Below are 12845 nucleotides of genomic sequence, written 5' to 3'. Positions count from 1 at the left end.
GAAGGAGACACCGATGGCCCCGGTCCGGGTAGCGATCGTCGGCGGTAATCGCATTCCCTTTGCGCGCTCGGGCAGCGCCTATGCCACTGCATCAAACCAGGACATGCTGACCGCCGCCATAGATGGGCTTGTTGCCCGGTTCGGGCTGGCCGGAGAGCGGCTCGGCGAGGTCGCGGCGGGTGCGGTGCTCAAACACAGCCGCGACTTCAACCTCACCCGCGAGTCGGTGCTCGGCTCCCGGCTCGACCCGCGCACGCCCGCCTACGACGTGCAGCAGGCCTGCGGGACCGGCCTCGAGGCCGCGATCCTGGTGGCCAACAAGATCGCGCTCGGCCAGATCGAGGTGGGCATCGCCGGCGGCGTCGACACCACCTCCGACGCGCCCCTCGGCGTCAACGAGGACATGCGCCGGATCTTCATGGAGCTCAACCGGGCCCGCTCGGTCGGCGCCCGCCTGCGCGCGGTCGGCAAGCTGCGCCCCACGCAGCTCAAGCCGGACGTCCCGCGCAACTCCGAGCCGCGCACCGGCCTGTCGATGGGCGAGTCGGCGGCGCTGACGGCGCTCGACTTCGGCATCACGCGGGCCGACCAGGACGCCCTCGCCCTCGCATCCCACCTGCAGCTCGCCGCCGCCTACGGGCGCGGGTTCTTCGACGATCTCATCACGCCGTACCTGGGGCTGGCCCGCGACCAGAACCTCCGCCCGGACACGTCCCTGGCCAAGCTGAGCTCGCTGAAGCCGGTGTTCGGCCGCGGCCCGTCGGCCACCATGACCGCCGGCAACTCGTCCCCGCTGACCGATGGTGCGGCAGTGGTACTGCTGGCGTCCGAGCAATGGGCGGCGTCGCGCAACCTGCCGGTGCTGGCGTGGTTCGAGACGGCCGAGACGGCAGCCGTCGACTTCGTGCACGGCACCGACGGCCTGCTGATGGCCCCTGCCTACGCGGTGCCGCGGATGCTCGCCCGCGCCGGCCTCAAGCTGCAGGACTTCGACTTCTACGAGATCCACGAGGCGTTCGCGTCGCAGGTGCTGGCAACGCTGAAGGCCTGGGAGGACCCGGCCTTCTGCAAGGAGCGGCTGGGCCTGGACGAGCCGCTCGGCGCGATCGACCGCTCCCGCCTCAACGTGAACGGCTCCTCGCTGGCCGCGGGTCACCCGTTCGCGGCGACCGGCGGCCGCATCGTGGCAACCCTGGCCAAGCTGCTGTCCGAGCGGGGTTCGGGCCGCGGCCTGATCTCCATCTGCGCGGCCGGTGGTCAAGGGGTGACGGCGATTCTGAGCCGCTAATGGCTTTTGTGAATATCCTCAGGGCATGACCGGCATCCAGCCCACCATGCTCCGCCCGGCGCCGCCACGACCCACCTGGCAGACGGTCCTGGGCTTCGTGCTGGCGTTGCCGGCGTTCGTGCTGCTGCTCCTCACGTACGTCGAGCCAACAATTTGGACAATTCGGTCAAGCTTCAGCTCGTTCACGGGGGTTCGCTTCAGCCCGACCGGCTCGGACGCAGGCTTCGACAACTACTCCCGAGCGTTCGACGCCGGGCTGGGCGGCGACATCCTGTTCGCCCTCAGCCTGGCCGCGCCCCAGCTGGCGCTGGTCCTGATCCTGGCCCCGGCGCTGGCCTGGGCCGCGTCCCGCGCGGGCCGGGTCGGCCGCTGGTCCACCCGGGCGGTCCTGACGATCCCGCTGGCCGCCTGCGCCCCGATGGCGATAGCCCTGGCTCTCCGGCTCTCGTACTTCGAAGACGCTTCGAGCGCCCGCGTCGCCTACTGGCTGGGCACCTTCGGCTTCGTCGTGGCCACGTCGACCCTGCTCTACCTGGCGGCCTTCCGCAGCCGCCGCCCGGTGGCGCCGCTGCTCCTAGCGGCGGTGATCCTGGTCCTGGCGATCCTGTCGGCGGCGCTGCAGGAGTTCACCTACTCCTACATCTCCGCCTTCGGCGACCGCACCGACCAGACCCCGGCGGGCGCCGCGGTCCAGCAGAGCCTGGTCTTCGTCCGCCCCGGCGTGGGCGCCGCGATGTCGGTGATCATGCTGCTGCCGCTACTCCTGTTCGGCGCGCTGGCCACGGTGCTGGTGGTCCGCTCCGGCCTCCGCCTGGAGACCGCTGTCTCGCCGGACGCCCCGCCGCGGTCCGCGGCCCCGCGGGCTGTCGTAGCGATTCTGCTGGTGGTGGTCCTGGCCGTCACCCTGTCCGCACTGTGGCCCTGGCTGTCGGACATCACCGACGAGTCGTTAAGCTCCCGCTCGACCGCGGTGAACACCTGGGTACCCCCACTGATCTCAACGACGGTGGGCGTCACCGTCGCGGCCCTGGCGGCGTTCGGCATCAGCGGCCTACGCCCGCTGGGCCGCCACAGCGAGTGGCTCCTGCTGCCCTTCGGCCTGTTCCTCTTCGTCGGGGTGGCCCCCCTCGCGTTGCGCGCCTTCGCGAGCGGCCAGACGGCACACCGCCTGAACAGTTTCCTGGCCCTGATCCCGCCGTCGCGGGTGGCGATCCCGGCCCTGTTCGTCCTGGCCCTGCTCTTCAGAGGCCAGGCAATACGCCGCGAGGTGTCGTTGCAGGAGGGACGCCCGGCACCGTGGACCTCGCTGATCCTCCCAGCGCTGCCGATGCTGGCACTGGCCTACGTGGTGACCTGGCTGGTCCAGGTCCAGAACGTCCTGTGGCCGTACATCACGTCGGCCCCACCCAACCACATGACGGCCCACGTGGAGATGATCCAGGTCCTGCAAACGCTCGACGTGGACCACCTGCCGTACGGCAAACTCCTACCGCTCCCACTCCTCATCGTGCTGCTACTGGCAGGCGCGGCAGCCCAACTCTTCTACTTGGACCGCGTGGCCCTCAGAGCCGGCCTCCCCGAACGCGACCACCCACCCCGCACCTGACCCGCGACGCCGGCGGACCAGATTGAGGGCGGAGGGCGCTACCGCCCGTTCAAGGCCAGGAGAGCTAAGGCGATGTCGCCCATGCTGGTGATCACCACGTCGGCTGAGGCGTTGGTGAAGCGTTCGATCTTGGGTGGTTTGTTGGCGTAGGCGATGACCGGCACGCCGGCCGCCTGGGCGCCCTCGATGTCGAACAGCGAGTCGCCGACCAGGACGCAGCCGGCCGGTTCGACGTCGATCGCGGTCGCCGCGCGCCATAACGGCTCTGGGTTCGGCTTCATTCGCTCGGGCTGGGTGTAGGCGCGGCCGGCGATGTACGCGATGTGCCCGGCGAGCCGATGCTTGACGAGGTACGCGTCGATCGCGCCGGCTGAGTTGTTGCTGACGATCGCCACCGGCCGGCCCGCGTCGCGGGCGGCAACGATCACCTCACGCCCGTATGGTGCGGGGATCGCGGACTGCGCGGCGAGCAGTTCGGCGCGACACAGGCCGTCCTCGACCTCGCGGAGCAGCTCGGGCTTGCCGAGCGTCGCCGACCACCGGAGTACCTCCATCGGGTCGGCTTCGTCGCGGATGTCGTCGGTGAGGTCGACGCCGCGGGACTCCACCAGGTTGAGCAGCTCGGCCGCGACCATCGGCGCCGGGTAGCCGCCGAAGATGCTGCACACCGGCCCGTCGAAGTCGAGCAGGATCGCCTGGCTGCGCGACAGCAGCTCGCCAAGGACCGGGCTCATCCCTGGTACTCCCGGGCGATGCTGTCCCACACCGAATCGGCGAGCGCGTCCGGAACCTTCACGCGCTCATGAATACCACCGAGTGGCAGCGAGTTTCGGTGAGACCGGGCGAGCCAACCAGCCGACATACCAAGACCCCATCGACCGGCGCTCCGGCTGATCTTTGGCGGAGGGCGTGGGATTCGAACCCACGGAGACGCGGAACGCCTCACCGGTTTTCAAGACCGGCGCCATCGGCCACTAGGCGAGCCCTCCCGACGAGCGTTGCTCAGTTTGCCAGACTCCCGCCATCGCCGTTCGATCACCCGGGTGGGGTTGGTCGTCGGGGTGGCTGACGTGGGCCGAGCCAGGGAACACGTACGGGTGGGATTCGCCGGACCTGGCGGTGCCGCTGCTCGACGTGGGAAGCGCCACCGGTACCACCAAGGCACCCCGCAAGGCGAAAGCCCGGCCGAAGGTCACCGAGTCCGCCGCGCGACCGGTGATTGCGGCGCCCCGTTCCACTGCCACTGGTGGCGTCAGTGGGCTCCGGCGGCAGAATGAAGCCGTGCATGCGATCACGATTGCGGAGCCCGGTGGGCCTGAGGTGCTGCGGTGGACCGAGGTTGCCCAAGCGGTGGCTGGCCCTGGTGAGGTGCTGATCGACGTCGTGGCGGCCGGGGTGAACCGGGCCGATGCGTTGCAGCGGCAAGGGGCCTATCCGCCGCCCCAGGGGTCGCCGCCGTACCCGGGCATGGAGGTCTCGGGGCGGGTCGCCGCGGTCGGTGACGGGGTGCACGCCTGGCGGGTCGGGCAGGAGGTCTGCGCGCTCATCGGTGGTGGTGGGTACGCGGAGCGGGTCGCCGCGCCCGCCGCGCAGGTGCTGCCGGTGCCCAGAGGGGTCAGCGTCACGGACGCCGCGGGGCTGCCGGAGGTGGCGGCCACCGTCTTCTCCAACGTTGTCGACCTGGCGCGGCTCAAGCCGGGGGAGACGCTGCTCGTCCACGGCGGCGGGAGCGGCATCGGGACGTTCGCCGTGCAGCTGGGCAAGGCGCTCGGCGCGTACGTCGTCGCGACGGCCCGGAAAGGCAAGCATGAGCGCCTCGAGCGGCTCGGCGCGGACCGGGTGATCGACTACACGGCGGAGGACTTCGCCGAGACGGTCAAGGCGGACGTCATCCTCGACATCATGGGGGCGGCGTACCTCAAGCAGAATGTCACAGCGCTCAACGACGGCGGCCGGCTCGTGGTGATCGGCCTGCAGGGTGGGCGGAAGGGCGAGCTGGACCTCGGCGCCCTGCTGGCCAAGCGTGGCACCGTGGCCGCCACCGCGCTGCGGTCCCGCACGGCGGCGCAGAAGGCCGCGATCATCCGGGGCGTGCGGGAAGAGGTGTGGCCGCTCGTCGAGGAGGGGCTGATCAGGCCGGTCATCGACCGGACGGTGCCGATCGAGAACGCCGCCGAGGCGCATCGGGTGCTCGAGTCCAACGAGCACTTCGGCAAGATCCTTCTTACGAAGGCTCGGTAAGGATCACCGGGCCCGGGCCCCTGGTCGCCAGGCGGTCGGCGTGGTTGGCGAGGCTGCAGCTCTTCAGCGAGAGGCAGCCGCAGCCGATGCAGTCCGTCAGCGTGTCGCGGAGGCGGCCCAGCAGCGCGATCTGCTCGTCGAGGTGGCCGCGCCAACTGCTCGACAGCCGTGCCCAGTCGGCCTTGGTGGGCGTGCGGTTGGCCGGCAGGGAGGCCAGCGCGTCCCTGATCGTCTCCAGCGGGATGCCGACCTGTGCCGAGATCCGGATGAAGGCGACGCGGCGCAGCTCGGTGCGTTCGTAGCGGCGCTGGTTGCCGGACGTGCGGGTGGCGTGGATCAGGCCGAGCTTCTCGTAGAAGCGCAGCGCGGAGGGGGCGACACCGCTGCGAGCCGAGAGTTCACCGATGGTGAGCAGCTCAGCGGGCACGCGAGGAACCGATGGTGAGCAGCTCAGCGGGCACGAGAAGACTGGTTCGGCTTGCGGACGCGCTCACGGGAGAGGATCCACAGCGCCTCGACGCCGTCCTTCCACGTGATCTTCTTGCCCTCCTCGCGGGTGCGCGCCCGGTAGCTGATCGGCACCTCGTAGGGGCGGTGCCGGTTGCGCAGCAGCTTGCCGGTCACCTCGGCCTCCATGCCGAAGCCGGCCGACTTGATGTGCAGCGAGCGGTACAGCTCGATGGGCATCAGCTTGAAGCACGTCTCCAGGTCGCCGAGGTAGCAGTTGAACAGCATGTTCGCGGCGGTGGTGACGGCCTTGTTGCCCATGACGTACCAGAACGAGAAGGAGCTGTGGCTGCCGAACGTGCGGTTGCCGTAGACCACGGTCGCGCGGCCGTCGAGCACCGGCTCCAGCAGCTTCGGAATGTCCTGCGGGTCGTACTCGAGGTCGGCGTCGAGGATGACCATGTAGTCGCCCGTGGCGCTCTCCACCGCAGTACGAATGGCGGCGCCCTTGCCCTTGTTCCTCGGGTGGATGAAGACGCGGAGGCGCTCGTCGTGCAGGCTGCCGAGGATCTCCGCCGTGCGGTCACGGCTGCCGTCGTCGACGATCACGAGCTCGATCTCGGTCGGGTAGTTGACGTCGAGCGCCTGTTTGACGGCGTCAGCGACGCGTTCTTCCTCGTTGTAGACCGGCATCAGGATCGACAGCTTCATTACGATCTCCGAAGGATTCGGGCTGGACCATCAGACTAGCCTTTCATCACCCTTGCGTGTGATGGCCCGATGGTGTGCCGTATGAGCGTGCTGGACGAACTCGGCGAGGCAGAGTACATCCTGGTGACGACATTTCGCAGGGACGGTACGCCGGTACCCACACCGGTGTGGGTCGTGCGTGACGACGACGCGCTGCTGATCTGGACGGTAGGCGCGTCCGGAAAGGTCAAGCGCATGCGCCGCGACGGTTCGGTGACCGTGGCGCCGTGCAACGTTCGTGGCGTGCCCCGAGGGCCCGCCGTCAAGGGGCAGGCGACGGTGCTCGGCCCGGAGGGCGGGCGCAGGGCGCGCGAGCTCATCAAGCGGAAGTACGGGCTCCGGGGCCGGATGTTCGTGTGGATGAGCATCCGCCGGCGCGGCGAGGCCGCGACGGTCGGGGTCCGGATCACGCTGGTGTGACCGCATACAGCAACGCGCTCGGACCGCCGGGGGGTGACGATCCGAGCGCGTTGCGGATACAAGCGTGTCGTTTGGCACCAGGGAGCGGGGCGATGTACTGTCTTGCTTCAGTCGCCCTGGCGCTGCTGAGGGATTTGGCCCTGGAGTAGGGCCCGCACCTCAGACTCGCGGTAGCGCCGGTGGCCACCGAGTGTCCGGATAGCGCTGAGCTTGCCCGCCTTCGCCCAACGGGTGACGGTCTTCGGGTCGACGCGGAACATCGACGCGACCTCAGCCGGCGTTAGCAACGGCTCAGGTTCATGCGTGCGAGATGGCATCGGTCACTCCTCCACAGGTACCCAGGAACGTCGGACGGGGTCCCGCCGGCCGACGCGTTTCCTATGGTCCGGCTAGTCCCCGATGTCCGACATGGGCCGAACGGCTGAAGGTCCCTGTATGGACGGATGATGAATAAGTGAATTTTCCCGTTTTGCTACTACGAAATGGGATAAAGGGTGACCGATTGCAACGCTGGGTGAGTGATCCGATACGAATTTAGCTCACCCATTCAGTGATGGGTAGCTCACAAAGACTGTCCAATGCGTCATAACGGACGTCGTCGGGGAGCGATTCGGTTGCTGAGGGTGACACTCGATCGGGTGTCCCGGAAACCGGACATTTACGTCCGTGGAACCCGCACTTGGCACGGTCGCCACGAGCGCTCGGCCGCTCCGGCTTATGCGTGACGATCCCCTGCGAGCCGTGCGAATTTCTCTCGCTACGCAGCGCGATCAACTCAACGAATCACCCGAATTGGTGGCGTCCGCCCTAGTTGCAGCGCTCCAGAAGTTGGACGGCACGCCAGCGCTCGACGAGCTTCTCGTACACCTCGGTGGCCGCGTCGGCGTCGCCGCGGGCCACGTTCGACAGCCCCGCCGACACCAGGCCCGGCGAGTCGTCCGTGGCGAGGGCGTCGTCCGACATCAGGTGCACGAGGCCGCCGTAGTCCAGTTCGACGATCGAGCGGGAGTGGAACTCCTCCAGCCACCGCGCCGTCTCCTCCACGGCCACCGTGATCGGCGCGTCTCCTATGGCTCTGCGCAGCACGGCATAGGCCCGGTGGGCGCGCCGGCGGGCCTTCGAGATCTCGGTGCGGTAGCGCAGCACGCGCCGGCCGGGGCGCAGCGAGAGCTCGCGCTCCTCCAGGTCGACGAAGACGAACCAGCGCAACGGGACGCCCCAGGTGGCGACCTGTTCGTGCACGCGGGGCAGGCCCCGCTCCAGGACGTGGTCGCCGCTGCGCCAGTCGTCGACGATGGTCTGCGCCAGGCCGGCCAGCACCGGCGGTACAAATGCGTCGGCAATGACGCTGGGAACACCGTCGCGGGCCGTGAGCGCCGCCTCGGCCACCCGGATGCGCAGGTTCCACGGACAGACCAGGAGCGTGTCGTCCGCCTCCAGCACGTAGGCATCGTCCGGCAGGTCGGGCAGGCGCGTCCAGCCGGCACCGAGGGCCTCCAGGACCGCGGTGCGCTGACGGCCGGGGCCGTCCGAGAGCGCGACCGCACGACCCTCCTTCACGTAGCGACGCCAGTACAACTGGTGGTCGCGGTCGAAGGCGGCCAGCGGCTCGTACACCCGCAGGTATGACGCGAAGAGCGACGGCACGCGCCGATCGTCGCACGAAACGGCCGAACGGCGCGAAGCCGCCCGCGGGGTAAGGCCGGATCCGGAGCCGACAGGCCCCGACCAAAATCATCCTGGGGTATTAGGGTCGGATCACCGCACCTCAGCCAGGCGCCGTCTCACGAGGACGGCGCGGGAACACCTCAGGAGCATCCATGGGTGTCTTCACCACCAGCCACGAGCAGGTCGTGTTCTGTCACGATCGGCAGTCCGGCCTGCGCGCCATCATCGCCGTGTACTCGACCGCCCTCGGTCCGGCGCTCGGCGGGACCCGGTTCTACCCCTACGCCTCGGAGGAGGACGCGCTCCACGACGTCCTCGAGCTGTCGCGGGGCATGGCCTACAAGAACGCCCTCGCCGGGCTCGACCTCGGCGGCGGCAAGGCCGTCATCTGGGGCGACCCGGACAAGGACAAGAGCGAGCCGCTGCTGCGGGCCTACGGGCGGTTCGTGCAGTCGCTCGGTGGGCGCTACTACACGGCGTGCGACGTCGGGACGTACGTCCAGGACATGGACGTCGTGGCCAAGGAGACCCGGTTCGTCACCGGCCGCTCGGAGTCGCACGGTGGCGCCGGCGACTCGTCGGTGCTGACCGCGTACGGCGTGTTCCAGGGCATGCGGGCCGCCGCCGAGCACCGCTGGGGCAGCCCGACGCTGGCCGGCCGCCGGGTCGGCATCGCCGGCCTGGGCAAGGTCGGCAAGCACCTCACCAAGCACCTGCTCGACGACGGCGCCTCGGTCGTGGCCACCGACGTGTCCGCGCGCGCGCTCGACTGGGCAAGCTCGACGTACCCCCAGGTCGACCTGGTCGACAGCAGCGACGAGCTGATCCGCCAGCAGCTCGACGTCTACGCCCCGTGCGCGCTGGGCGGCGCGCTGGACGACGAGACCGTCCCGCTGCTGACCGCCAAGATCGTCGCGGGAGCCGCCAACAACCAGCTGGCTCACCCCGGGGTGGAAAAGTTGCTCGCCGACCGCGATGTGCTCTATGCCCCCGACTACGTGGTGAACTCCGGCGGCGTCATTCAGGTCGCCGACGAGATCGAGGGCTTCAACTTTGCCCGAGCGAAGGAGCGGGCCGGGCGGATCTACGACACCACGAAGCAGATTCTGCAGCTCGCGACCGCTGAGGGCGTGCCTCCTGCGGTCGCCGCCGATCGGCTCGCCGAACGGCGGATGGCCGAGGTCGGACGGCTCCGTACCATCTTGGTGTGACCGTCGCGGGCCCGTGACGACCAGTGCGGGACGGTGGTGCTTACCCAACCAGACCGGTCGGGTAAGCAACGCCACCGAAATGGTCGGTAGGGGCGAGATGCCGAAAGGTGCCCGCGACATGTACCGTAAGAGCCACGAGAGATGCCTGACGTTGTCGGGGCCTGCCGGTAATGGCTGCCCCGTAATTCTGTGCGAGGGGGTCGAGCCATGGGGCGCGGCCGTGCGAAGGCCAAGCAGACTAGGGTGGCCAGGGAGTTGAAGTATCACTCCCCCAACACCGACCTCGACGCTTTGCAGCGCGAGCTCGCGTCGGGCAGCCCTAAGTCACGCGACGACTACGCCGAGTATGGCGATCAAGTCGACGAAGAGGCTGACGACGAGGACGACGGCAACTACACCGACCCCTCCAGTGACGACGATTGGCGCTCACGGGGTCGTTGACCATTGGGTCAACCCGGCTCACGGGCACGTGGACAACCACGTGCCCGAGTCGTGTCGCAAACACCCGCACGCTGCACCGTTCTCTCGACGGTCAACGTGCGGGTGTCTCGACGTAGCTGGTGACCGTCAACGGGGACGGTTGTTCCAGTTGTAGAACGTCGGGATGTTCTCGAAGTGGTTCCAGGCACAGACGGCGCTCGCGCCGTCCTCTCCGCTCGCCTCTGCGCGGGCGGCCCGTGCCGCGGCGGCCTCCTCGAGCAACACACGAAGGCCGCTCGCGGCCTCGTAGACGCGCTCGGTGACCGGGTCAGCGTGCTCCGGCATGGTCCAGCACTCCCTCCAGAAGGCGAATCTTGCTGTTCCGGCAGTGATTCGTCACGGTGGTGTCGAACCTGCCGTGCTCGAAGTAGCGGTTGGCCGCGTGGGCGCCGCCGCAGAACCCGAAGTACGGGCAGCTCGCCCGGCACGCCTCGACGCCCCGCAGATACTCCGGCACCCACGGCGCCGACGTGGCCGCCTCGGCCAGGATCGTCGCCAGCGGGGTCGTCAGCACGCTGCCGGAGGAGAAGTCGCCGTAGCGCGGGTCGGTGAACCCGGCGAGCTCGGGCGAGAGCAGGAACACCCGCCCGTCGGTGGCGACCGTCGGGATCGGGTCGAGCGTGGCCGGCAGGATGCCGTCGGCAGTGCCGTCGAGCACGGCGCCGGCGTACCGCAGCGTCCACTCGATCTCGCGCACGTGAATCCGCGGGTCGCGCCGCCAGGCCGCGACGAGCTCGGCCCAGAACGCCCGGACGGCGTCGGCGCCGAACGCGTTCGCGCGGGCGTTGACGCCCTCCTGCTCCTCGATGTTGATCCCGAGCACGTCGCAGCCCAGGTCGAGGAAGTAGGCGTAGAGCCGCTCGGCCAGCCCTTCGCGTGGTTGGCTGACCACGCAGAGTGCCGAGAACGGCACACCGTGCCGCTTGAGTGTCTCGATTCCCGTGATGATGCTCCGGTACGCCGGGGAGCCCGCACGGTTCACCCGGTCCCCGTTGAGCTCGGCCGGCCCGTCCACGCTCACGCTGACGCGCATCCGGTGCTCGGCGAAGAACTCGCACCACGCGTCGTCGATCAGCGTGGCGTTGGTCTGGACGTGGTGCTCGACGCCGGTGAACGGCGCCATGAGCTCGGCAAGGGCCGCCCGGCCGGCGGTCAGCGGCTCGCCGCCGTGCCAGACCACCGAGAAGCGCTCGTCGGCCGCCGCCCACGGGTTCACCGACTCGGCGACCGCCGCGGCGACCGCGGGGCTCATCCGGTTGTTACGCGCACGGAAGGGAAGGTAACAATACGTGCAGTCGAGATTGCACAGGGTTGTGGGCTGAAGCACGACATAACCCGGGATCGGCGAGATTCCCCGCATGCCGCTCCACGACACCGCCCCGTCCTCCTCCTGGATATAGGGACGTGTCGCTTCAGCCTAGGTCCAATGCTCTCTCGCGGTAAGCCCCGGATGATCAAACAGGCGTATCTCGCGCATTCCGGCGGGGCGGGTTGCGCCCCGCCGGTTCGCTTCGTCAGCCGCGCGTGTGGGAACCGACCATCTGGACGGTCCCGGTGCCCTCGATGACCTCGCCGACCTGCCAGGCGTCGATGCCCCGGCCGGCCAGGAAGGCCAGCGACCGGTCGGCGTCCTCGGCCGAGACGACGGTCATCATGCCGACGCCCATGTTGAAGGTGCTCTCCATCTCGGAGTCCTCGATGCGCCCCTTGGTGCGCACGAGCTCGAAGATGGGCTGCGGGCGCCAGGTCGCGCGGTCGACGACCGCGTCGAGGTGCTCGGGCAGGACGCGGACCAGGTTGCCCGGGATGCCACCGCCGGTGACGTGCGCGAACGCGTGGATGTCGGCCTCCTTGATGAGGTCGAGGCAGTCCTTCGCGTAGATGCGGGTCGGGGTGAGCAGCTCCTCGCCCAGGGTGCGCTGCTTGCCGAACTCGTCGATGACGCTGTCGAGCCGCATCCGGCCGGCGCCGAGCAGGACGTGGCGGACCAGCGAGTAGCCGTTGGAGTGCAGGCCGGTGGAGCGCAGGGCGATGACCACGTCGCCGACCTCGACCCGGTCGCGGCCGAGGATCGCGTCCTCCTCCACGACGCCGACACCGGTGCCGGAGATGTCGTACTCGTCCGGGCGCATCACGCCGGGGTGCTCGGCGGTCTCGCCACCCAGCAGCGCGCAGCCGGCGTAGCGGCAGCCGTCGGCGATGCCGGCGCCGATCTCGGCCACCCGGTCCGGCACGACCTCGCCGCAGGCGATGTAGTCGAGCAGGAACAGCGGCTCGGCGCCGCAGGCGACCAGGTCATCGACGACCATCGCCACCAGGTCGATGCCGACGGTGTCGTGGATGCCCATGGCCTGCGCGATGGCGAGCTTGGTGCCCACGCCGTCCGTCGAGGAGGCGAGGATCGGGCTCTTGTACTTCTTCAGGTCGAGCTTGAAAAGCCCGGCGAACCCGCCGATGTCGCCCATCACCTCGGGCCGGTGCGTCCGGTGCACCTTGGTGCGGAGCAACTCGACGGCCTTCTCGCCGGCGTGGATCGACACGCCCGCGTCCGCGTAGGTCACGGTGCGTCGGCGGCTCCTGCCGTTGCCGGCGGTCCACAGCTGCCGCTCGGGGGTGCTGCCCTGGCCGGTCTCACCGGCCTTCTCGGCGCGCTCATCCACGTGCGTCACGTTCTCCCCTTAGATCGGGTCCAGAGCCGAAAGGCCCCGACCAAATCAAGCTAGATTGCCTCGCG

At 69.3% G+C, this 12845-nt stretch carries 14 protein-coding genes and 1 tRNA gene; 6 read left to right on the top strand and 9 right to left on the bottom strand.

Going from position 1 to position 12845, the window contains the following annotated elements; all coding sequences use genetic code 11:
• Positions 1-13 precede the first annotated feature (13 nt).
• Together ABZS66_RS13770 and ABZS66_RS13765 are read left to right on the top strand one after the other, a co-directional pair.
• Positions 14-1288: an acetyl-CoA C-acetyltransferase gene (locus ABZS66_RS13770; protein ID WP_354757459.1), complete on the top strand. Its 1275-nt coding sequence runs from the start codon at positions 14-16 to the stop codon at positions 1286-1288.
• A gap of 25 nt (positions 1289-1313) precedes the next feature.
• Positions 1314-2894, top strand: a complete 1581-nt coding sequence (locus ABZS66_RS13765) for a sugar ABC transporter permease (RefSeq protein WP_354757458.1) — start codon at positions 1314-1316, stop codon at positions 2892-2894.
• A 38-nt stretch (positions 2895-2932) separates the two neighbouring features.
• Here ABZS66_RS13765 and ABZS66_RS13760 read toward each other — a convergent pair whose 3' ends face one another.
• Both ABZS66_RS13760 and ABZS66_RS13755 read right to left on the bottom strand, forming a co-directional pair.
• Positions 2933-3628: an HAD family phosphatase gene (locus ABZS66_RS13760; RefSeq protein ID WP_354757457.1), complete on the bottom strand. Its 696-nt coding sequence runs from the start codon at positions 3626-3628 to the stop codon at positions 2933-2935.
• 164 nt (positions 3629-3792) lie between these two features.
• A tRNA-Ser gene (locus ABZS66_RS13755) sits at positions 3793-3883 on the bottom strand.
• A 292-nt stretch (positions 3884-4175) separates the two neighbouring features.
• Here ABZS66_RS13755 and ABZS66_RS13750 point away from each other — a divergent pair.
• Complete coding sequence (locus ABZS66_RS13750) at positions 4176-5135, top strand: NAD(P)H-quinone oxidoreductase (RefSeq protein WP_354757456.1); 960 nt, start codon at positions 4176-4178, stop codon at positions 5133-5135.
• On the opposite strand, the gene soxR is transcribed toward ABZS66_RS13750, so the two are convergent.
• Positions 5119-5562: a redox-sensitive transcriptional activator SoxR gene (soxR, locus tag ABZS66_RS13745; protein WP_354757455.1), complete on the bottom strand. Its 444-nt coding sequence runs from the start codon at positions 5560-5562 to the stop codon at positions 5119-5121. The genes ABZS66_RS13750 and soxR overlap by 17 nt on opposite strands.
• Before the next feature lie 23 nt (positions 5563-5585).
• A complete protein-coding gene (locus ABZS66_RS13740) occupies positions 5586-6293 on the bottom strand; it encodes a glycosyltransferase family 2 protein (protein WP_354757454.1) in 708 nt (235 codons plus the stop codon).
• 81 nt (positions 6294-6374) lie between these two features.
• Between ABZS66_RS13740 and ABZS66_RS13735 the strand changes: the two genes are divergently transcribed.
• Complete coding sequence (locus ABZS66_RS13735) at positions 6375-6752, top strand: PPOX class F420-dependent oxidoreductase (protein ID WP_354757453.1); 378 nt, start codon at positions 6375-6377, stop codon at positions 6750-6752.
• Positions 6753-6859: 107 nt separating this feature from the next.
• On the opposite strand, the gene ABZS66_RS13730 is transcribed toward ABZS66_RS13735, so the two are convergent.
• Positions 6860-7069, bottom strand: coding sequence for a BldC family transcriptional regulator (locus ABZS66_RS13730; RefSeq protein WP_033365012.1), 210 nt, complete (start codon positions 7067-7069; stop codon positions 6860-6862).
• Positions 7070-7559: 490 nt separating this feature from the next.
• A complete protein-coding gene (locus ABZS66_RS13725; protein ID WP_354757452.1) occupies positions 7560-8399 on the bottom strand; it encodes a hypothetical protein in 840 nt (279 codons plus the stop codon).
• Between the two features lie 173 nt (positions 8400-8572).
• Between ABZS66_RS13725 and ABZS66_RS13720 the strand changes: the two genes are divergently transcribed.
• Both ABZS66_RS13720 and ABZS66_RS13715 read left to right on the top strand, forming a co-directional pair.
• A complete protein-coding gene (locus tag ABZS66_RS13720; protein ID WP_354757451.1) occupies positions 8573-9631 on the top strand; it encodes a Glu/Leu/Phe/Val dehydrogenase dimerization domain-containing protein in 1059 nt (352 codons plus the stop codon).
• A 207-nt stretch (positions 9632-9838) separates the two neighbouring features.
• Positions 9839-10072 carry a DUF3073 domain-containing protein gene (locus tag ABZS66_RS13715; RefSeq protein ID WP_354757450.1) on the top strand — a complete coding sequence of 78 codons (234 nt, stop codon included), beginning with the start codon at positions 9839-9841 and terminating at the stop codon, positions 10070-10072.
• Positions 10073-10198: 126 nt separating this feature from the next.
• On the opposite strand, the gene amcA is transcribed toward ABZS66_RS13715, so the two are convergent.
• The 3 genes from amcA to purM form a co-directional block, all read right to left on the bottom strand.
• Positions 10199-10396: a multiple cyclophane-containing RiPP AmcA gene (gene amcA, locus ABZS66_RS13710; protein ID WP_238008284.1), complete on the bottom strand. Its 198-nt coding sequence runs from the start codon at positions 10394-10396 to the stop codon at positions 10199-10201.
• Positions 10380-11471 (bottom strand): cyclophane-forming radical SAM peptide maturase AmcB, encoded by a 1092-nt coding sequence (amcB, locus tag ABZS66_RS13705; protein ID WP_354757449.1) that lies wholly within the window; start codon positions 11469-11471, stop codon positions 10380-10382. Before amcB ends, amcA begins: the two co-directional genes overlap by 17 nt.
• A gap of 154 nt (positions 11472-11625) precedes the next feature.
• Positions 11626-12780, bottom strand: a complete 1155-nt coding sequence (purM, locus tag ABZS66_RS13700) for a phosphoribosylformylglycinamidine cyclo-ligase (protein WP_354757448.1) — start codon at positions 12778-12780, stop codon at positions 11626-11628.
• Between the last annotated feature and the right edge of the window lie 65 nt (positions 12781-12845).

This window comes from Dactylosporangium sp. NPDC005572 (assembly GCF_040605515.1).
Taxonomy (GTDB): Bacteria; Actinomycetota; Actinomycetes; order Mycobacteriales; family Micromonosporaceae; genus Dactylosporangium.
Note: the sequence above shows the minus strand (reverse complement) of the source record. Positions and strands in the feature narration are given on the sequence as shown.